Source organism: Streptomyces sp. NRRL WC-3742 (genome assembly GCF_000720635.1).
Taxonomy (GTDB): domain Bacteria; phylum Actinomycetota; class Actinomycetes; order Streptomycetales; family Streptomycetaceae; genus Kitasatospora.
In genome coordinates this window covers 1-20,690 of record NZ_JOCF01000075.1, presented here as the reverse complement: position 1 = coordinate 20,690, position 20,690 = coordinate 1, and the positions used below count along the sequence as shown (strand labels likewise).

At 73.3% G+C, this 20,690-nt stretch carries 17 protein-coding genes; 9 read left to right on the top strand and 8 right to left on the bottom strand.

Translation table 11 applies throughout. The annotated features are described in order from the left end of the window. Positions 1–275: 275 nt before the first annotated feature. Entirely contained in the window at positions 276–737 is a 462-nt protein-coding gene (locus IH61_RS0132865; protein ID WP_051838474.1) for an Rv3235 family protein, read from the top strand. A gap of 101 nt (positions 738–838) precedes the next feature. Here the strand turns inward: IH61_RS0132865 and secA are convergent, their stop codons facing one another. Further along, on the bottom strand, positions 839–3,607 hold the full coding sequence (secA, locus tag IH61_RS0132860; RefSeq protein WP_031076610.1) for a preprotein translocase subunit SecA: 2,769 nt from the start codon (positions 3,605–3,607) through the stop codon (positions 839–841). Positions 3,608–3,849: 242 nt separating this feature from the next. Here secA and IH61_RS0132855 point away from each other — a divergent pair, with 242 nt between their 5' ends. Beyond that, entirely contained in the window at positions 3,850–4,422 is a 573-nt protein-coding gene (locus IH61_RS0132855; protein ID WP_031076607.1) for a GNAT family N-acetyltransferase, read from the top strand. Positions 4,423–4,460: 38 nt separating this feature from the next. Beyond that, on the top strand, positions 4,461–5,669 hold the full coding sequence (locus tag IH61_RS0132850) for a winged helix-turn-helix domain-containing protein (RefSeq protein ID WP_031076604.1): 1,209 nt from the start codon (positions 4,461–4,463) through the stop codon (positions 5,667–5,669). A 36-nt stretch (positions 5,670–5,705) separates the two neighbouring features. Here the strand turns inward: IH61_RS0132850 and IH61_RS0132845 are convergent, their stop codons facing one another. Both IH61_RS0132845 and hpf read right to left on the bottom strand, forming a co-directional pair. Then, positions 5,706–6,464 (bottom strand): response regulator, encoded by a 759-nt coding sequence (locus IH61_RS0132845; RefSeq protein WP_031076603.1) that lies wholly within the window; start codon positions 6,462–6,464, stop codon positions 5,706–5,708. A gap of 207 nt (positions 6,465–6,671) precedes the next feature. Further along, positions 6,672–7,364, bottom strand: a complete 693-nt coding sequence (gene hpf, locus IH61_RS0132840; RefSeq protein WP_031076600.1) for a ribosome hibernation-promoting factor, HPF/YfiA family — start codon at positions 7,362–7,364, stop codon at positions 6,672–6,674. Positions 7,365–7,730: 366 nt separating this feature from the next. Here hpf and IH61_RS0132835 point away from each other — a divergent pair, with 366 nt between their 5' ends. After that, entirely contained in the window at positions 7,731–8,489 is a 759-nt protein-coding gene (locus tag IH61_RS0132835; RefSeq protein ID WP_107057300.1) for a ComF family protein, read from the top strand. Here the strand turns inward: IH61_RS0132835 and IH61_RS0132830 are convergent. From IH61_RS0132830 to mtrA, 3 genes are read right to left on the bottom strand one after another with little or no spacing between them, the layout of a single operon-like run. Further along, positions 8,477–10,276 (bottom strand): LpqB family beta-propeller domain-containing protein, encoded by a 1,800-nt coding sequence (locus IH61_RS0132830; protein WP_031076596.1) that lies wholly within the window; start codon positions 10,274–10,276, stop codon positions 8,477–8,479. The genes IH61_RS0132835 and IH61_RS0132830 overlap by 13 nt on opposite strands. Positions 10,277–10,283: 7 nt before the next feature. Next, positions 10,284–12,365, bottom strand: coding sequence for an MtrAB system histidine kinase MtrB (gene mtrB / locus IH61_RS0132825; RefSeq protein ID WP_031076595.1), 2,082 nt, complete (start codon positions 12,363–12,365; stop codon positions 10,284–10,286). A 1-nt stretch (position 12,366) separates the two neighbouring features. Next, positions 12,367–13,044, bottom strand: coding sequence for an MtrAB system response regulator MtrA (gene mtrA / locus IH61_RS0132820; protein ID WP_030247322.1), 678 nt, complete (start codon positions 13,042–13,044; stop codon positions 12,367–12,369). Between the two features lie 287 nt (positions 13,045–13,331). On the opposite strand from mtrA, the gene IH61_RS0132815 reads away from it, so the two are divergent. The 5 genes from IH61_RS0132815 (at position 13,332) to IH61_RS0132795 (ending at position 18,834) form a co-directional block, all read left to right on the top strand. Further along, complete coding sequence (locus tag IH61_RS0132815) at positions 13,332–14,495, top strand: hypothetical protein (RefSeq protein WP_031076593.1); 1,164 nt, start codon at positions 13,332–13,334, stop codon at positions 14,493–14,495. Positions 14,496–14,500: 5 nt separating this feature from the next. Further along, complete coding sequence (locus tag IH61_RS0132810) at positions 14,501–15,175, top strand: DUF4129 domain-containing protein (protein ID WP_031076591.1); 675 nt, start codon at positions 14,501–14,503, stop codon at positions 15,173–15,175. Beyond that, positions 15,172–16,398: a DUF4350 domain-containing protein gene (locus tag IH61_RS0132805; RefSeq protein WP_031076589.1), complete on the top strand. Its 1,227-nt coding sequence runs from the start codon at positions 15,172–15,174 to the stop codon at positions 16,396–16,398. Before IH61_RS0132810 ends, IH61_RS0132805 begins: the two co-directional genes overlap by 4 nt. After that, on the top strand, positions 16,395–17,432 hold the full coding sequence (locus IH61_RS0132800; RefSeq protein WP_051838473.1) for an AAA family ATPase: 1,038 nt from the start codon (positions 16,395–16,397) through the stop codon (positions 17,430–17,432). Before IH61_RS0132805 ends, IH61_RS0132800 begins: the two co-directional genes overlap by 4 nt. Before the next feature lie 91 nt (positions 17,433–17,523). Then, a complete protein-coding gene (locus IH61_RS0132795) occupies positions 17,524–18,834 on the top strand; it encodes a DUF58 domain-containing protein (protein WP_031076585.1) in 1,311 nt (436 codons plus the stop codon). A 42-nt stretch (positions 18,835–18,876) separates the two neighbouring features. Here the strand turns inward: IH61_RS0132795 and IH61_RS0132790 are convergent, their stop codons facing one another. After that, a complete protein-coding gene (locus IH61_RS0132790) occupies positions 18,877–20,022 on the bottom strand; it encodes an RNA polymerase sigma factor (protein ID WP_031076583.1) in 1,146 nt (381 codons plus the stop codon). Positions 20,023–20,030: 8 nt separating this feature from the next. After that, positions 20,031–20,438, bottom strand: coding sequence for a YciI family protein (locus IH61_RS0132785; RefSeq protein WP_031076581.1), 408 nt, complete (start codon positions 20,436–20,438; stop codon positions 20,031–20,033). Positions 20,439–20,690 lie beyond the last annotated feature (252 nt).

The window sequence follows — 20,690 nt, the reverse complement described above, 5'->3', positions numbered from 1 at the left end:
CAACGGGACGGGCCTGCCGGGGGCCACCCGGTCCGCCGAACCCGGCGTCCCCTTTCCGGGCCGTACGGCCCGCGCGGGCCCGTCAACCGCGTGCCGAGCGGGCGGGCGCCCGGCCGGGCGCCGCACCTGTCAATTCGCCCGGATAGGTGAACTTGGCGCGGATTCCCCCGGGCTCGAAAAGGCATTGCCGCCTCGTACGGACGCCCTCCAGCCTGAACCTCGTCCGTACCCGCACCGCCCTGCACCGCCCTGCACCGACCGCCCCAGGAGCCCCCGTGACCGCCCGCCTCAACCGCCTCGCCGCCCACCCGCACCGCCAGCCGCGCCCCTCCGACTGCGACCGGGCCGGGCGACGCCCCCTGCACCCCCGCGCCGCCTGCGCGGCCGCCGTCGCCACCCCGCCCGACGACCAGGACGCCCGCGCGCTGGCCGCCCGCTTCGCCCACCAGCTCGTCGAGGTGCTCACCGGCGTCCGCCCCTCGGGCCAGCTGATGCGGCACACCACCCTGGACGGCTACGGGCAGCTCGCCTCGCTCGTCCGCGTCGGGGCGCTGCGCCGCGGCGGTGCGGCCGACCGGCCCCGGCTCGGGCCGGTGCACGACCGCTCGCCCTCACCAGGCGCCGTGGAGGCGTGCGTACGGGTCGACCTCGGCCGGCGCCACCACATGGTCGCCTTCCGCCTGGAGCGCCGCGGCCCCGCCGGGCAGTGGCGGTGCACCGCCGTGGAGGCCCGGTGAGCGCGCTGCGGACACGCCCCCGGTACGAGACGGCGCAGGGCGCCGTCCCCGTGGGGGAACGGCGCCCTGTACGGCGTCCTGCGGGCCCTGGGGCCCGGGGCTCAGCCCTTGCGGCGGCGGCCCTTGGCGGACCGGGCGGCCTTGCGGCGCTCGGCGCGGGTCAGCCCGTCGCCCTCGTCCTCCGGAGCCAGGTCGTCGAAGTCGCCCTCGACCACACCGCCGCCGACCTCCACCGAGGGGGCGGTGTAGTGCAGCCGCTTCGGCTTCGGGGCCTCCAGGCCCTTGGCCTTGATCTCCGGGCGGGCGGCCGCGGCGTCCTTCTCCAGCTTGTCGAGCACCACCTCGGCGTCCTCGACCGGGACCTCCTGGACCTGCTGCTCGACCGAGATCTCCACGTTGAACAGGTAGGCGACGGACTCCTCCTTGATGCCCTCCATCATCGCGGTGAACATGTCGAAGCCCTCGCGCTGGTACTCGACCAGCGGGTCGCGCTGCGCCATCGCGCGCAGGCCGATGCCCTCCTGGAGGTAGTCCATCTCGTAGAGGTGCTCGCGCCAGCGGCGGTCCAGCACGGCCAGCACCACGCGGCGCTCCAGCTCGCGCAGGATCTCCTCGCCGAGCTGGTCCTCGCGGGCGCCGTACTGCGCCTGGATGTCCTCCTGGAGGACCTTGATCAGGTACTCGGGGGTCAGGCCGGACGGGCCGCCGACCTCCTCCTCCAGCTCCGCCAGGTCCAGGGAGACCGGGTAGAGCTGCTTGAGCGCCGTCCAGAGCTTGTCGAGGTCCCAGTCGTCCTCGAAGCCCTCGCCGGTCGCGGCCCGGACGTACGCCTCGACGGTGTCGTCCATGAAGTGGGTGATCTGCTCCTGCAGGTCCTCACCCTCCAGGACGCGGCGGCGCTCGCCGTAGATGACCTCGCGCTGGCGGTTGAGCACCTCGTCGTACTTCAGGACGTTCTTGCGGATCTCGAAGTTCTGCTGCTCGACCTGGGTCTGCGCGGAGGCGATCGCGCGGGTGACCATCTTGGACTCGATCGGCACGTCCTCGGGCACGTTGGCCATCGAGAGCACGCGCTCGACCATGCCGGCCTTGAACAGGCGCATCAGGTCGTCGCCCAGCGACAGGTAGAAGCGGGACTCGCCCGGGTCGCCCTGACGGCCGGAGCGGCCGCGCAGCTGGTTGTCGATCCGGCGGGACTCGTGCCGCTCGGTGCCGAGGACGTAGAGGCCACCGGCCTCCTTGACCTCGTCCTGCTCGGCCTTGACCGCGGCCTTGGCCTTCTCCAGCGCCTCGGGGAGGGCGGCCACGTACTCGTCCGGGTTGTCCGTCTCGGTCAGCCCGCGCTGCGCCAGCTCGGCGGCGGCCAGGTGGTCGGGGTTGCCGCCGAGCATGATGTCGGTGCCACGGCCGGCCATGTTGGTGGCGACGGTGACGGCGCCCTTGCGGCCGGCCTGCGCGACGATCTGCGCCTCGCGCTCGTGGTGCTTGGCGTTCAGCACCTCGTGCGGGATACCGCGCTTGCGCAGCTCCTGCGACAGGTACTCGGACTTCTCGACCGACACGGTGCCGACCAGCACCGGCTGGCCCTTCTCGTGCTTCTCGGCGATGTCCTCGACGACGGCGGCGAACTTGGCCGGCTCCGACTTGTAGATCAGGTCGGGCTGGTCGATGCGCAGCGGGTCCTTGTTGGTCGGGATCGGCACGACGCCGAGCTTGTAGATCTGGTGGAACTCGGCGGCCTCGGTGGTGCCGGTACCGGTCATGCCCGCGAGCTTGTCGTACAGGCGGAAGAAGTTCTGCAGGGTGATGGTGGCCAGGGTCTGGTTCTCGTTCTGGACCTCCACCCCCTCCTTGGCCTCGATCGCCTGGTGCATGCCCTCGTTGTAGCGGCGGCCGGCCAGGATACGGCCGGTGTGCTCGTCGACGATCATGACTTCGCCGTTCATGACGACGTAGTCCTTGTCCGCCTTGTAGAGCTCCTTCGCCTTGATGGCGTTGTTGAGGAAGCCGACCAGCGGGGTGTTCACCGACTCGTAGAGGTTGTCGATGCCGAGGTAGTCCTCGACCCGGGTGACGCCCTCCTCCAGGATGCCGACGGTGCGCTTCTTCTCGTCGACCTCGTAGTCGCGGTCGATCTTCAGGCGCAGCACCAGCTTGGCGAAGTCGGCGTACCACTTGGTCGCCTGGTCGGCCGGGCCGGAGATGATCAGCGGGGTACGGGCCTCGTCGATGAGGATCGAGTCGACCTCGTCGACGACCGCGAAGTTGTGGCCGCGCTGGACGAGTTCCTCCTGCGACCAGGCCATGTTGTCGCGCAGGTAGTCGAAGCCGAACTCGTTGTTGGTGCCGTACGTGATGTCCATCCCGTACTGGCGCTTGCGCTCGGCGGGCGTCATGTTGGCCAGGATCACGCCGACCTCGAGGCCGAGGAAGCGGTGCACCCGGCCCATCCACTCCGAGTCGCGCTCGGCGAGGTAGTCGTTGACGGTGATCAGGTGCACGCCCTTGCCCGTCAGGGCGTTGAGGTACGCGGGCAGGGTGCCGACCAGCGTCTTGCCCTCGCCGGTGCGCATCTCGGCGACGTAGCCGTGGTGCAGGGCCGCGCCGCCCATGAGCTGGACGTCGTAGTGGCGCTGGCCGAGCACGCGCTTGGCCGCCTCGCGCACGGTCGCGAAAGCCTCGGGGAGGATGTCGTCCAGCGACTCGCCGTCCGAGAGCCGCTGCTTGTACTCGTCGGTCAGCGCGCGCAGCTCGGCGTCGGTGAGGTTGACGAAGTCCTCTTCGATGGAGTTGACCTGGGCAGCAATCCGCTGCAGCTTGCGAAGGATCTTGCCTTCGCCGGCGCGCAGGATCTTGTCGAAGACGGACACTTGAGCGGGCTCCTTGCCTGTATTGGCACTGGACGACTGCACGGGGGGTCCACCCCACCGCACGGGCCATCGTATGCGAGGAGTCCAATGCCTCGGGAGGTGCGTCAGCACGCTATTCCCGTGTCACCCGCGCGAGCACATGACCCGATAGCCCCGCTCACCGGGGCAAAACGGTCGGCGGGGAGAGGAGTTGGACGGATAACCGGATGACCGTCTTCCCCGTTCGGCGAAATAATCCGCTCATGGAAGCACTCCCCACCGAACCCGCCCCCTCGCCCGTCACCCTCACCACCGAGCGACTCGTCCTCCGCGCCCCCCGCGAGGAGGACATCGACGCGATCTTCGCGGCCTGCCAGGACACGGAGATCCAGCACTGGACGGTCGTCCCCGTCCCGTACCGGCGCGAGGACGCCGAGTTCTTCGTCCGCAAACTCGCGGTCGACGGCTGGCGCACCGGGGACAACCGGATCTGGGGCGTGTACGAGCGCGGCACCGGCGCCCTGGTCGGCGCCCAGGGCATCGTGCTGCGCGCCGACGACCGGGGCGCCGGCGAGATCGGCTGGTGGGCCGTGAAGGAGTTCCGCGGCCGGGGCTACACCACCGAGGCCGCGCGCGCCGTCGCCGAGTACGGCCTGCGCGAGGGCGGCCTGCGCCGCCTGCAGTGGCTCGCCTACGTCGGCAACGAGGGCTCCCGCGCAGTGGCCGAGAAGGTCGGCTTCCGTTTCGAGGGCACCATGCGCGCGTACGCGGAGCAGCGCGGCGTCTTCCACGACTCCTGGGTCGCCTCGATGCTCCCCGCCGACCTGGAGGACTGACCGGCCCGCTGTCGGTGCCCCCGGCTACGCTCCCCGGCATGACCGCCGCAGCCCCCGCGCCCGTGACCGTCCTGTCCGCCGACGACGCCCGCCGGATCGCCCTGCGGGCCCAGGGCCTGATGGGCGCGCCGGACCGCCGCTCCGGAGTGCGCGGGGTGCTGCGGCACCTGGGCGCCGTCCAGTTGGACACCATCTCCGTCCTGGCCCGCTCGCACGAGCTGGTGCCCTACGCCCGGCTCGGCGCGGTCGGCCGCCCGGCCGTCGAGGCCGCGTACTGGGGCGCGGGCACGAGCTTCGAGTACTGGTCGCACGCGGCCTGCATCCTGCCCGTCGAGGAGTGGCCGCTGTTCGCCTTCCGGCGCCGCCGCTACCGCGACCGCGGCCGGGTGTGGAACCACCAGGTCACGCCCGAGACCTACCGGCACGTGCTCGACAAGCTGCGCGCCGAGGGCCCGTTGACCTCCACCGAACTGGGCGGCGCCAAAAAAACCAGCGAGTGGTGGGACTGGTCCGACACCAAGATCGCCGTCGAACGGGCGCTGGCCTTCGGCGACGTGGTCTGCACCGACCGCCGCAGCTGGAAGCGCGTCTACGCCCTGGCCGAACAGGCCATCCCGGAGGCCCTGTTCGGCCAGGAGCCCGGGGACGCGGACTGCGTGCGCACCCTGGTCGCCCAGGCCGGCGCCGCGCTCGGCGTCGCCACCCGGGCCGACCTCCAGGACTACCACCGGCTGCGCGCCGAGGAGTTGGACGCGGTGCTCGCCGACAGCGGCCTCGTCCCGGTCGAGGTGGCCGGCTGGGGCCCGGACGGCGCCACCGCCCCGGCCTGGGCCGACCCGGCCGCGCTGGCCACCGCCCCGCGCGGGCGCCACCGCACCACGCTGCTCTCGCCGTTCGACTCGCTGGTCTGGGACCGCCCCCGCACCGAGCGGATCTTCGGCATGACGCACCGGCTGGAGGCGTACACGCCCAAGGACAAGCGGGTGCACGGCTACTTCGCGATGCCCCTGCTGGCCGGCGGCAGGCTGGTCGGCCGGGTCGACCCGGCCCGGGAGGGGCGCACCCTGGTCGCCCGTCAGGTCTCGCTGGTCGACGGCCGCGGCGACGCGAGCGGCGCCCGGCACGTGGAGGCGCTGGCCACGGCCCTGCGCGAGGCCGCCTCCTGGGTCGGCTGCGACGCGGTGCGGGCCGAGACGCTGCACGACGAGCGGCTGCGCCCGGCCCTGGAGAAGCTGCTCGCCGACTGACCGGGGCCGCCCGCGAGGCGGGCCGGGCGGCCCGCCTCACCCTATTTCGAGGATCTTCTCCCGCATCGCGTACACCACGGCCTCCATCCTGGAGTGCAGTTGGAGCTTCTCCAGGATGTTGCGCACGTGGTTCTTCACGGTGTTCTCGCTGATGAACAGCTCCTTGGCGATCTCCCGGTTGTTCATCCCGGTCGCCACCAGCTTGAGCACCTCCAGCTCCCGGTCGGTGAGCCGGGGCGCCGGCACCAGGTCCCGGTCGTCGGAGCGGCGCTGGATCATCGACTTGAACTCGGTGAGCAGCTTGGAGGCCATCGACGGGCTGATCTGCGACTGCCCGTCCGCGACCGCCCGGATCGCGGTGGCGACCTCGTCGGTGGAGATCTCCTTGAGCAGGTAGCCGGTGGCCCCCGCCTTGATCGCCTCGTAGAGGTCGGCCTCCTCGTCGCTTATCGTCAGCATGATGATCTTGGTGCTCGGCGCCACGTCCTTGATCGCCGTGCACGCCTCGATCCCGCTGCGACGCGGCATCCGGACGTCCATCAGGATGATGTCCGGCAGCAGGTCGGCGGCCTTCAGTACGGCCTCGGCCCCGTCCCCGGCCTCGCCGACGACCTTGATGTCCGGCTCCTCGGCGAGCACGATCTCCAGCCCGCGGCGGAACAGCGCGTGGTCGTCCACGACCAGCACACGGATCGGCTCACCCCGGCGCGGCGCGTACGCGGGCTCTTCCTCCGGCCCCGGCGGTAGCCCGGCGACCGGCCCCGCAGCGGGCCCCAGCCCGAAGTGATCCCCCATCCGCTCCTCCCCCTTCGCGGGTCGACGTGCGCCAATCATTCCACGCCCCGCCGTGGCCCCGGTCACCCTCCGGCGCCGATCGGCCCGCTCGGGTGACCTCCCGCGCACCGCGCCGCCAAACTGCCCGCCGTGACCGGCCCCTGGGACGCCGGTGACCCCGGCGGCCGCAGCCGCCGGGGTCACCACCTCCGACACCGTTCGGGGCGGTCAGTCCTCGTCGTCGAACCGACCGATCGCGCCGCCCGCACCGCTGGCCACACCGGCCGCCATGTCAGGCTGCACGTGGATCACACCGTAGTGGTAGCCGTGCCGGCGGTAGACGACGCTCGGCAGGCCGCTGTCCTTCTCCACGAAGAGGTAGAAGTCGTGTCCGACCAGCTCCATCTCGTACAGCGCCTGGTCCAGCGCCATCGGAGCGGCCGAGTGGCTCTTCTCGCGGACCACCAGGGGGCCGTCGCCCTCCACTTCCAGCGATCCCATCATGGTCTTGCGCACGGCCCCGTTGGTCTCCTCCGACACCGCCGGTTCCGGCAGCGCGGCGGCCAGGGACGCGGTCGCCTCGGCGACGCTGATCGGGGTGCGGCCGTTGCCGCCCTTGTGCACCCGACGCCGGTCGGCGGACTTGCGCAGCTGCGCGTCGAGCTTCGCCGAGGCCAGGTCGAGCGCCGCGTACGGGTCGGCGGCGGCGGCTTCGGCACGGATCACCGGGCCACGGGTACGGAGAGTGATCTCCACCCGGTCGGACCGGTCGGCCTGACGCGGGTTGTGCTCCTTGGACACCTCGACGTCGAGGCTGATCACCTTGCCGTCGAACTTCTGGACCTTCTCCAGCTTCTCGGCCACGTGCTCGCGGAACCTCTTGGGCACCTCGGTCTTGCGGCCCTTGACGACGATGTCCACGCAGAACTCCGATCCCTCGTGCTGACGCCGATCCGGGTGCTACCGGATCGGGCTGAGACCCAGCTGGACCAGCCCGTCCACTGCCGGCCCCCCGCCCCACCGGAACCGGTGGAAGCGACTGGCCCTCACCTCACTTCCTCCCCACCAGGGACGGTTGAAACCCCCTGGAGCCTTATCGAACACCTCGCACGGGTTTTTCGCCTCCCCAGCCGGGCACGGGAAGGACAGGCCGGAGGCACGGACGGGCCGGTCAAGCCGGCGCCCCCTGTTTACCCTCCTGCGAGTGAAGCATGAGTGAATACCTGGACAACACCCCCCGTACGGCGCATTCTGTGCTCACTCTCCGTGCCGCCGTCGGGAGCACCCGTGCCCACCACCCCCACTCCTACGCCCAGCCCCTCGTGGCCCGCCCGAGGGCCGCTCGGCCACGCCCTGGCCGGGCTGCTGGACGTGCTGCTCCCCGCGGACTGCGCCGGCTGCGGCGCCGAGCGCACCCAGCTGTGCCCGTCCTGCCGCCACACCCTGGCCACCGCCCGCCCGGCCCCCACCCTGCTGCCCTGGGCCCACGCCGCCGCCCCCTACACCGACCCCGTCCGCCAGCTGCTGCTCGCCCACAAGGAGCGCGGCGCCCTGCGGCTGGCCACCCCGCTCGGCGAGGCGCTGGGACGGGCGGTGCGCTCGGCGCTCGGGCCGCAGGGCGAACGGGCGCCGCTGGTGCTCGTCCCGATGCCCTCGGCCCGCTCCGCGGTGCGCGCCCGCGGCCACGACTCCACACTGCGCCTGGCCGGGGCCGCCGCCCGCTCGCTGCGCCGCTCCGGACTGGACGCCCGGGCCTCCTCGCTGCTGCGCCACGCCCGTCCGGTCGCCGACCAGGCCGGGCTCAGCGCGGCCGAGCGGCGCCGCAACCTGCACGGCGCGCTCACCGTGCTGCCGCGAGCCCGCGCCGCGCTGAGCGGCCGTCACCCGGTGCTGGTCGACGACCTGGTGACGACCGGGGCGAGCCTCGCCGAGGCCGCCCGGGCACTGGCCGACGCGGGCCTGCCCGCCCGGGCCGCCGCCACCGTCGCGGCCACGTCCGGGCACCCGGCGCAGCCCGCAGGGGTGACGGCCGGTCAGCCCGCGTAGAAGTAGGAGCTCACCTTGTCCGGCATCTGCACTTCCCGCCACTGGTTGCTGACCAGCCGGTAGACCTTGCCCTCCGTCACCGCGAGCACCGGCTGCGCCGCGGCCAGCACGCTCCCCCGGGACTCGGAGGCGGAGATGGCCAGCCACCCGGGGCCGCTCTGCAGCGGGGTGTCACTGCTCTGCGAACCGTCGGTGCTGATGTAGTACAGCTGCTGGATGCGGTCGCCCTCCTTGCCGAGGACGAGCAGCTGGTCGGCCTCCGCCCAGGACACCGAGGCGACGTCGGTCAGCAGCGGCGCCACCCGGCGCAGCCCGACGATCCTCGCGGTCGGCGCCTCCGTGGTGCCGCTGTGCATCACCAGGCCGAACAGCAGGGAGCGGGTGCCCGTGCCGGTGTTGCGGACGACCAGGGCGACGCGGGCGCCGTCCGCGGAGATCTTGAGCGCCTGCACGCTCTGCCCGTCCAGCCCCTCCACCGGCACGGTGTAGGTCTTGTTGCCCCGGACCATGACCACCCGCCCCGACTGGGCGCGGTCCACCACCCACAGGTCGCCGCGGCCGTCCCAGCTGGGCGAGGCCAGGGCGTTGTCCTTGTCCCCGGCCTTCGCCGCGGAGGTGAGCACCGGCTCGGGCATGGCGGTGGCACCGGCCGCCAGCGGCACCGAGAAGAGCTGGTGGGCGTCCCCGCTGAGCGCGGCGGCGCGGGAGCCGTCCCGGGCCACGGCGACGGTGCTCAGCGGCGTGCCGCCGGGCTGCGCCTTGCCGAGCGGGCCGGGCACCGGGTCGCCGCTGTGCTGGTCGTCGGTGACCATCAGGACGCCGTTGTCGGCGCGCTGGTAGTACTTGGACACCCCGGCCGGGGTGCCAGCGTCGGCGCGGCCGGTCGTGCAGGCGCCGCGCCTGCCCTTGAGCTCCACCCGCTCGACCTGACCCTTGACCTGGTCGGCGAGGGTGTAGAAGAGCTGGGTGGCCATCCGGCGGCAGGAGGTCTCGTCGCCGGCGTCGACATCGAGCTGCACATGGGCGAGGTGGCTGTCGTCCACCGACACCTTGACGCCGCCGACCTCGCGCGGGAACTCCGTCCGGGCGACCGGCGCGAGCCAGTCCGAGGGGCCGACGACCAGCGCCTTGGCGGCGGCGGTCAGCGGGTCCGTCCGGCGCCGCAGGTAGATCGGGTCGGCGATCAGCACCTCCTTGGCGCCGCCGGCGACGAAGGCGGACGGGTCGGGGGCGGCGTAGAAGTAGCGGTCGACCTGGCGGTAGCTGTTGCGGAAGTTGGTCTCGTTCATGATCACGCCGGGCGCGAGCTTGTCGATCCGCCACTCGTTGTCCTTGCCCCGGACGAAGGTGAAGTCCGAGGTGAGGCTCTTGTGGCCGTCGCTGAGCCTGAACGAGTGCTTGGCGTCGACGGTGGCGATCTCCGTCCCGTGCACGGACAGCGAGGCGACCGACTCGGTGTCCGTGACGGCCTGCGTGAGCGGGGCGTCCAGGTTGTCGGCGACCTGGATCCCGGCGTCCGGGTTCCAGCCGGCGGCGGCGCTCTCGGTCAGGTACTGCCGGGCGACGTCGTAGCCCTCGTCGGCGGTGACCGCGTCCAGGAACCCGGTCAGCAGGTCGCGCGGCTTGGCGCCCTTGGCGGGGCCCAGCGGGTAGACCCTGGCCTGCAGCAGGTTCTTGTCGGCCGAGCCCTGGGAGAGCTCGACCCTGGAGATGCCGCCGGAGTCGGGCATGGCCGCGCAGCCGCCCGCCAGCAGGGCGACGAGCACCGTGCCGGCCGTGGCCGCCACCCGCGACTCAGTCCAGCTCGTCCTTCGCACGTTGCGACCCCTCCAGGTCAATCCCACCCGTCACGTCCGGCTCCGCCGTCCGCTGTGCCACCGACGGCCGTCCCGGCGTCGGGTCCACCATGACCTGGGCGCCGGTGGCACCGTACCCGGCCCCTGCCGTCCGTACGTCCGAGGGGTCCGTGCGCGGACCCTCCGGCATCCGTTGCCGGCCCAGGCCGGGGCCGATGTCCAGCACCCCGCCGAGCCCGCTGCCGAGCCCGCCGCCGTTGCCCTCGGGCGTGTCGGCCTGCTCCTCGGCCACGGTCAGCGCGGTCGCGCCGGCCGGGGCGATGGCCCGCCGGTAGGGCGCGCCGTACGTGCCGAGGCCCCGGTTGTTGCGGGAGTCCTCCGGCTCCAGGCGGAACGGCGCCCGGCTGATCTCGCCGCCGCGGGTGCGGGGCAGGGTCAGCCGGAAGTGCGAGCCGCCGCCGGGCTCGCCCCACGCCTGGAGCCAGCCGCCGTGCAGGTGCGCGTCCTCGACGGCGATGGACAGGCCCAGGCCCGTGCCGCCGGTGGTCCGCACCCGGGACGGGTCGGCCCGCCAGAAGCGGTGGAACACCCGGGACGCCTCGCCCGGCTTGAGGCCGATGCCGTAGTCGCGCACGCCGACAGCGACCGCGCCGTCCTGCGAGCCCAGCCGGACGACCACGTCGCGGCCCTCGCCGTGCTCCAGCGCGTTGACCACCAGGTTGCGCAGGATGCGCTCGATCCGACGGGAGTCCACCTCGGCCAGCACCGGCTCGCCGTCGCCGCGGATCACCACGGCGCTGCCCTTGGCCTCGGCGAGCGGCTCGGCGGACTCGACGACCCGGGTGACGATCTCGCGCAGGTCGACGGGCTCGGCGTCCAGGATCGCGGCGCCGGCGTCGAAGCGGCTGATCTCGAGCAGGTCGGCGAGCAGCGACTCGAAGCGGTCCAGCTGGCCCTGGAGCAGCTCCGCCGAGCGGGCCGCCATCGGGTCGAGGTCCTCGCGGCTGTCGTAGATGAGGTCGGCGGCCATCCGCACGGTGGTCAGCGGGGTGCGCAGCTCGTGCGAGACGTCCGAGACGAAGCGCCGCTGCACCCGGGAGAGCTCCTCCAGCTGGCGGATCTGCGCCTGGAGGGCGTTGGCCATCCGGTTGAAGGACTCGCCGAGGCGGGCGATGTCGTCCGTCCCGGTCACCTTCATCCGCTCCTCCAGGTGCCCGTCCGCGAGGCGCTCGGAGATGCCGGCGGCCATCCGCACCGGGGTGACGACCTGGCGCACCACGACCCAGGCGATCCCGCCCATGAGGATCACCACGAACACGCCGGCGGTCGCCAGGGTGCCCATGATCAGGTTGAGGGTGTCGGTCTCCTGGCCGAAGGAGAAGACGTAGAACATCTGGTAGCTGGCGCCGGAGGGCCCGTAGAACTGCATGCCCAGGGCGAGGCCCGGCTCGGTGCTGCCGCCCGCGCGGTGGATCCGGGTCGGCTGGTCGAACATCTGGCCCGGCTCCAGGCGCACCCGGTCGCGCAGGGTGTCCGGGACGCTGGAGGGCAGGATGTCGCCGGTGTAGCGGGGCGCGAAGCCGGTGTCCGGCAGGACGGCGCCGCTGCCCGGGGCCATCGCGATCACCGAGTACACCGTCTGCCCGCTCGCGGCCAGGTCGTTGACCCTGCGCAGCAGCCAGGTGCCGGTGTCCTCGACCGTCTGGTCGGCGGTGCCGCGCAGCTTCTGGTCCTTGGCCTCGTCGATCTTCTTGGCCTCGGCCTGGAAGCCGATCCTGGCCTGCTCCCGGGCGGCGCCCATCTTGGTGTCGAGCAGGCCGTTGCGCACCTGCGCCACGACGACCACGCCGAGCACCAGGACCACCGCGATCGACAGCAGCAGCGAGACGGCGACCACGCGCAGCTGGATCGAGCGGCGGTACAGCGCCGAGGCCCGGCGCACCGGGCGGCGCAGCTGACGGCTGAGCAGCCCGAACACCCCGCGCGGCCCTCGCCGCCGGGTGGTCGAACTGAGCACGTCCCCGCGCACCGCCCCGTCGGTCGAGGAACCCGACGGGGTGTCGTCAGCCAGGTCCGTCACGTCAGCTGGGCCCGGCCTTGTAGCCGACGCCACGCACGGTCACGACGATCTCGGGGCGCTCCGGGTCCTTCTCGATCTTGGAGCGCAGGCGCTGGACGTGCACGTTGACCAGCCGGGTGTCGGCGGCGTGCCGGTAGCCCCAGACCTGCTCCAGCAGCACCTCGCGGGTGAACACCTGCCAGGGCTTGCGGGCGAGGGCGACCAGCAGGTCGAACTCCAGCGGCGTCAGCGGGATGCCCCGGCCGTCGCGCTTGACCGAGTGGCCGGCCACGTCGATCACCAGATCGCCGATGGTCAGCTGCTCCGGCGTCGGCTCCTCGGCGCGGCGCAGCCGGGCCCGCACCCGCGCCACCAGTTCCTTGGGCTTGAACGGCTTGGTGACGTAGTCGTCCGCACCGGACTCCAGGCCCACCACGACATCGACCGTGTCGGTCTTCGCGGTCAGCATGACGATCGGAATACCGGACTCCGCCCGGATCTGGCGGCACACGTCGATGCCGTCCCGACCGGGCAGCATCAGGTCGAGCAGGACCAGATCGGGCTTGGTCTCCCGGAACGCCGCTAGCGCCCTGTCCCCATCCGCGACGAAAAACGGCTCAAAACCCTCACCACGCAACACGATGCCGAGCATCTCGGCCAGTGCGGAGTCGTCATCTACGACGAGGACGCGTCCCTTCATGCGTCCATCTTCTCATTACCGGATTGTGACCTGCCGCACAGCAGTGCCATTGCTCCACAACGGCCAACTCCGAGGCCCGCGGATTTCGGCCATACCGGGCGATTCCACCCGGTCGGGACGCCTTCGAACAGCCCGCCGCCCGCTCCGCGAGGTCCTCCGAGCCCGCCGAGACGATCATCGGGCCGGATACCCGTGGGGCCCGTCACAGCCCCATGGCACGATGGGCGCTGCGCGCGGGCGGAACACCGCCCACGAGCGCACCCGAACAGCCCCTCCGAGGAGCAGTGATGACCGACACCCCGGGCTGGGCCTCGCCCGGCTCGTCCGAGCCGCCCCGCGACGGCGTCCGGCCCACGGCCGACGCACCCGCAACCGTGCCCGGGCCGTCGGCGCCGCCCCAGACCACCCCGCAGGCCCCCGGCTGGAACGCCCAGCACGGACAGCAGGCCCCGTACGGCCGGCCCGGCTGGGGACAGCCCGGCGGCCACGGCCCGTACGGCCAGGAGCAGCACAGCCCCCGGCCCGGCGTCATCCCGCTGCGCCCGCTCGGCGTCGGCGAACTGCTCGACGGCGCCGTCACCACCGTCCGCCGGCACTGGCGCACCACCCTGTCCCTCGCCCTCGGCATCGCCGTGATCGAGCAGGCCGGGCGCGTCGGCGTCCGACTGCTGATCGACGGCAAGACCGGCAGCGGCACGCAGATGGCGCAGTTCGCCGCGAGCATCCCGCTGGCGGTGCTGCTCAACGCGCTCGCCACCGCGCTGCTCACCATCGTCGTCAGCCGCGCCGTCCTCGGCCGCCCGGTGACCGTCGGGGACGCCTGGCGCGAGGCCCGCCCCCGGCTCCCGCAGCTGATCGGCGTCACCCTGCTCACCACCCTGATGTCCGGCGGCGTGCTCGTCCTCGGCTTCCTGCCCCTGGCCCTGTACGAGGGCTCGGGCGGCGTCACCGCCCTGCTCTTCCTGCTCGGCCTCGCCTCCGCGCCCGTCGCCCTGTGGCTCTGGGTCCGCTACAGCCTGGCCGCCCCGGCGCTGATGCTGGAGAAGCAGGGCGTCTCGGCCGCCCTCTCCCGCTCCGCCCGCCTGGTGCGCGGCTCCTGGTGGCGCGTCCTGGGCATCAGCCTGCTCGCCTACGTGATGTCGCTGGTCTTCGCCATGATCATCGCGATGCCGTTCACCGTCGCCGGCATGGCCCTCGGCTTCCTCGACCTGCACCGCCAGATGTCCTTCGACGGCACGGTCAACCAGAGCACCGCGGTCCTGGTCATCAGCGCCATCTCCGGGATCATCTCCTCCACCCTCACCATCCCGTTCCTGGGCACCCTCGGCGTCCTGATCTACGTCGACCAGCGCATCCGCCGCGAAGCCCTGGACATCGAACTCGCCCGCGCCGCCGGCCTGCCCGAGTACGGCGGCACCGGCTGGGGCGACCAGCCCCCCACGGGAGTCTGAGCCGGATGGCCACCTGGGGGGACGGGCTGCTCCTGGCGAGCGGCGCACCGGTCACGCTCCCGCGCGATCCGGCACGCGACGCCGCCCGCGAGGAACTGCTCAACGCGAAGTACCACCAGAACGACCCGTCGGTCGTCGAACGGGCCCTGGACTGGATCAACGACCACATCACCAGCGCCCTCGACAGCATCGGCAGCAGCGGCGGCGCCTCCGGAACCACGGGCCTGGTGTTCTTCGTGATCGTCGCCCTGCTGATCGGCGCCGCGCTCTGGTGGCGCCTCGGCGCCCCCGGCCGGGCCGCCCGCACCACCCCCGAGGTCTTCGGCGCCGAAGGCCCCCGCACCGCCGACCAGCACCGCGCCGAGGCCGCCGCCCACGCCGCCGCCGGCCGCTGGGACGAAGCCGTCCTCGAGCAGATGCGCGCCCTCGTCCGCTCCCTGGAGGAGCGCACCCTCCTCGACGGCCGCCCCGGCCGCACCGCCGACGAGGCCGCCGCCGAAGCCGGCCGCTCCCTGCCCGAACACGCCGAGGCCCTCACCGCCGCCGCCCGCACCTTCGACGACGTCGCCTACGGCGACCGCACCGCCGACCGGGCCGCGTACGAGCTCCTGCACGACCTCGACCGGAAGCTGGAACGGACCCGGCCGACCCACGCCACCACCGCGGGAGAGGCCGCATGACGACCACCGCCCCCGCCCCGGCCCCGGACGCCGAGCGGCCCACCGGCCCCGCCCCGACCAGCCTCACCCTCACCGGACGCGCCCTGCTGCGCCGCGCCCGCTGGTACCTGGCCTTCCTCGCCGTCGTCCTGGTCGGCGCCGTCACCGTCGTCTCCATCGGCGACGACCGCCAGTACCCGCAGATCGACCCGCGCTCCTACGAACGCGACGGCGCCCACGCCGCGTACGCGGTGCTCGAACAGCAGGGCGTGAAGGTCTCCACCACCACCGAGCCCATCACCGTCACGGGCGGCAAGGACACCCTCGTCCTGCCCCAGCCCGACCTCGTCCCGCCCGCCCAGCTGCACTCCATCGCCGCGGCCGGGCACACCCGGCTGGTGCTCATCGCCCCCGGCGCCGCGGCCCTCGACATCCTGGCCCCCGGCATCCGGATGTCCGACGAGCGCGGCGACCTCGCCTACGCCCGGGTCGCCGACAGCACCCCCCGGTGCAACCTGCCGGAGGCCGTCCGCGCCGGCGACGCCGAGATGGGCGGCATGCTCTACACCAGCGGCAGCCGCGGCGAGGGCTGCTACAAGCGCGGCTACGGCTACGCCCTCGTCCGCCTCCCGCTCGACAACGGCGACCGCGACGTGATCGTCCTCGGCAGCGGCGTCCTCCTGCAGAACGGCGAACTCCCCGTCGTCGGCAACGCCTCGCTCGCCCTCGGCCTGCTCGGCTCCCAGCCCAACCTCGCCTGGCACCTGCCCGACTACAGCCTCCCGGCCCCCGCGGGCACCCACGACAAGACCCTCACCGACTACTTCCCCAAGGGCTGGAACTGGGCCTTCCTCCAGCTCTTCGTCGCCGCCCTCCTGGCCGCCCTCTGGCGCGGCCGCCGCCTCGGGCCCGTCGTCAGCGAGGACCTGCCCGTGGTCGTCCGCGCCGCCGAGACCACCGAAGGCCGCGCCCGGCTCTACCGGCGCGCCAAGGCCCACGGCCGCGCCGCCGAAGCCCTGCGCCGCGCCGCCGCCCACCGCCTCGCCCCCGCCCTCGGCGTCCCGCTCCGGGCCGGGGCACCCGACCCCGACGCACTCTGCGCGGCGATCAGCGACCGCCGCCCCGAGCAGCCCCCCGGGGACGTCCGGGCCCTGCTGTACGGCCCGCCCCCCATCGACGACGCCGCACTGCTGCGACTCGCCGACGACCTCGACGCCCTCGAAAGGCAGGTACGGAACCCGTGACCGACCAGGCAACCGCCCAGCTCCGCTCCGTCCCCGGCACGGACACCGCCGCCGCTCCCGCCGCTCCCACCGCCCCCGGCACGGCCGACGACCCGCGCGCCGCGCTCACCGCCCTGCGCGCCGAGATCGGCAAGGCCGTCGTCGGCCAGGACGCCGCCGTCACGGGCCTCGTCGTCGCCCTGCTCTGCGGCGGCCACGTGCTGCTCGAGGGCGTCCCCGGCGTCGCCAAGACGCTGATGGTCCGCACCCTCTCCAAGGCGCTCAGCCTGGAGACCAAGCGCATCCAGTTCACCCCCGACCTGATGCCCGGCGACGTCACCGGCTCGCTCGTCTACGACGCCCGCACCGCCGAGTTCTCCTTCCAGCCCGGCCCGGTCTTCACCAACCTGCTGCTGGCCGACGAGATCAACCGCACCCCGCCCAAGACCCAGGCCGCCCTGCTGGAGGCCATGGAGGAGCGGCAGGTCACCGTGGACGGCGAGCCGCGCGCCCTGCCCCTCCCCTTCCTCGTCGCCGCGACACAGAACCCGGTCGAGTACGAGGGCACCTACCCGCTGCCCGAGGCCCAGCTGGACCGCTTCCTGCTCAAGCTGATCCTGCCGCTGCCCGACCGCGACCAGGAGTTCCAGGTCCTCGCCCGGCACGCCTCCGGCTTCGACCCCCGCGACCTCGACGCCGCCGGCGTGCGCCCCGTCGCCGGGCCCGAGCACCTGGCCGCCGCCCGCGCGCAGGTCTCCAAGCTGACCGTCGCCCCCGAGGTCCTCGCCTACATCGTCGACCTCTGCCGGGCCACCCGTCAGTCCCCGTCGCTGTCCATCGGCGTCTCCCCGCGCGGCGCCACCGCCCTGCTCGCCGCCTCGCGCGCCTGGGCCTGGCTCGCCGGCCGCGACTACGTCACCCCGGACGACGTCAAGGCGCTCGCCCTGCCCACCCTGCGCCACCGCGTCGCGCTGCGCGCCGAGGCCGAGATGGAAGGCGTCACCGCCGACTCCGTCATCCAGGCCGTCCTCGCGCAGACGCCGGCGCCCCGCTGACCTCCCCGGCCGGTTGATCCCCTCCCCTTCCTGGGTCCCTCACCGAGTCCCTTCCTGAGTCCCTGCCTGAGTCCAAAAGGAGCGCACCCGCATGGCCCTCACCGGGCGAACCGCCCTGCTCGCCGCGCTCGGCGCGCTCGTCGTGGGCCTGCTCCTGCCGTCCTGGACCGGGATCGGCCTCGTCACCGGCGCGGTACTGATCGGCGTCATCGTCGACCTGGTGCTCGCCGCGCCCGTCCGCACCCTGCGGCTCGGGCGCGGCGGCGACACCGCCGTCCGCCTCGGTGAACCCGCCTCGGTCGAACTGACCGTCACCAACCCCTCCGGGCGCCTGCTGCGCGGCCGCGTCCGCGACGCCTGGGCCCCCTCCGCCTGGCGGCCCGGCACCGACCGCGCCAACTCCCGGCACACCCTGGACGTCCCCGGCGGAGAACGGCGCCGGGCGATCACCCTCCTCACCCCGACCCGCCGCGGCGACCACCACGCCCAGAAGGTGACGATCCGCTCCCTCGGCCCCCTCGGCCTCGCAGGCCGCCAGGGCTCCCACCTCCTGCCCTGGACGGTCCGCGCGCTGCCGCCCTTCACGAGCCGCAAGCACCTGCCCTCCCGGCTCGCCCGGCTGCGCGAACTCGACGGCCGCACCTCGCTGCTGACCCGCGGCCAGGGCACCGAGTTCGACTCCCTGCGCGAGTACCTGCCCGGCGACGACGTCCGCTCCATCGACTGGCGCGCCAGCGCCCGCCGCAACACCGTCGCCGTCCGCACCTGGCGCCCCGAACGCGACCGGCACATCCTCATCGTCCTCGACACCGGCCGCACCTCCGCCGGCCGCGTCGGCGACGCCCCCCGCCTCGACGCCGCCCTCGACGCCGCCCTGCTGCTCGCCGCCCTCGCCACCCGCGCCGGCGACCGCGTCGACCTGCTCGCCCACGACACCCGCAAGCGCATCTCCGTCGCCGGCACCTCCCCCGGCGAGATCCTGCCCGCCTTCACCAACGCGATGGCCCTGCTGGAACCCGCCCTCCACGAGACCGACATGCGCTCGCTCGTCTCCACCTCGCTCAAGATGGCGCCGCACCGCTCGCTGGTCGTCCTGCTCACGGGCCTCGACGCCGCCCCCGTCGAGGACGGCCTGCGGCCCCTGCTGCCGCTGCTGACCAAGCGCCACGAGGTCGTCATCGCCTCCGTCGCCGACCCCCAGCTGGACGTCATGGCCGCCGGCCGCGGCACCCTCGAGGCCGTCTACGGCGCCGCCGCCGCCGAACAGACCCGCGCCGACCGCCGCGCCACCGCCGACCGGCTCTCCCGCCACGGCGTCACCGTCCTCGACGCCCCGCCCGCCCAGATCGCCCCGGCACTCGCGGACGCCTACCTGGCGCTCAAGGCCGCCGGTCGGCTCTGAGCCGGGCCGTCTCCGAACCGGCTTCGCCCGGCTGCCTCCGGATCAGGCGTCACGGCGGGCGTTGAGCCGGGCCGCCTGGCGCGTCAGATGGTCGCGCTCGGCAAGGTTGGACGCCCGGCGGGCCGCCTCGGCGTACAGCCGGGCCGCCACCGCCAAGTCCCCGTCACGCTCGTGGAGGTACGCCGCGGCGGCCGCGTACCGGGGCAGCGCCTCGTCCAGTTCCCCCAGTGCCGCCAGGCCGGCCCGCGGCCCGTCCGCCTCACCGACCGCCACCGCGCGGTTCAGCCGCACCACCGGACTGTCCGTCAGCCGCACCAACTCGTCGTACCACTCGACGATCTGCACCCAGTCGGTCTCCCCTGCGGTGGGCGCGTCGGCGTGCAGCGCCGCGATGGCCGCCTGGGCCTGGAACTCGCCCAGCCGGTCCCGGGCCAGGGCCGCCTGCAGGACCCCGACGCCCTCCGCGATCAGCCCGGTGTCCCAGCGACGCCGGTCCTGCTCCGCGAGCGGCACCAGGCTGCCGTCGGGCCCGGTCCGGCCGGCCCGCCGGGCGTGGTGCAGCAGCATCAGTGCCAACAGCCCCGCCACCTCGGGGTGGTCGATCGCCGCCGCCAGCTGCCGGGTCAGCCGGATCGCCTCGGCGGCGAGGTCGACGTCCCCGGAGTAGCCCTCGTTGAACACCAGGTAGAGCACCCGCAGCACGGTGGCGACGTCGCCCGGCTGATCGAGGCGGACCGCCGAGACGGTCCGCTTGGCCCGGCTGATCCGCTGCGCCATGGTCGCCTCGGGCACCAGGTAGGCCCGGGCGATCTGCCGGGTGGTCAGCCCGCCGAGCGCTCGCAGGGTGAGCGCGACCGCGGACGACGGCGTCAACGACGGGTGGGCGCACAGGAAGTAGAGCTGCAGGGTGTCGTCCACCGAAGCCGCCGGGCCGGGCGCCGGCTCCTGGTCGACTGTGTCCTCCCGGATGCGCCGGGCGCTGTCCGCCCTGGTCGCGTCGAGGAACTTCCGCCAGGCGACGGTGACCAGCCAGCCCTTCGGATCCCGTGGCGGATCGCTCCCCCAGACGCGGACCGCCTCGACCAGCGCCTCCTGCATGGCGTCCTCGGCCGCCGCGAAGTCGGCTCCGCGGCGGACGAGGACACCCAGCACACTCGGGGTGAGGCTCCGGATCAGGGCCTCGTTCATCGGGGAGGTCACTCCGTGATGGTCGGCGGCATGGCCAGGAACGGCCGCAGCTCCAGCCACTCGTGGATCGGCTTGCCACCGGCCCCCGGGGCGGCCGACAGCTCCCCGGCCAGTTCGACGGCGCGCTCGTAGCTGTCGACGTCGATCACCATCCAGCCCGCGATGAGGTCCTTGGTCTCGGCGAACGGACCGTCGGTGACCGGCGGACGACCCTCGCCGTCGTACCGGACCCACGTCCCCTCGGGCGCGACCGCCTGACCGTCGACGAACTCGCCGGTCTGCTCCAGCCGGGCCGCGAAGTCCTGCATGTACTTGATGTGCGCCGTGACCTCCTCCGGCGTCCACTGGTCCATCGGCGCGCAGTTGACCGCAGCCGGGGCGCCTCGGTAGTGCTTGAGCAGCAGGTACTTGGCCATCGTGCTTCTCCTTCGGAGCTCGTGCGACCCATTGTGGCCGCGCTCACCCCTGGGACGGAGCCGGCCACGGGTTCTCGACACGACCGGCCAAGATTTTTTCGGGCGCCCCGGAGACACGAACCCTCGGGAAACGCAAAGAACCCCCATCCGGATTCCGGATGGGGGTTCTTCACAATGATTGTTCGGCGGCGTCCTACTCTCCCACAGGGTCCCCCCTGCAGTACCATCGGCGCTACGAGGCTTAGCTTCCGG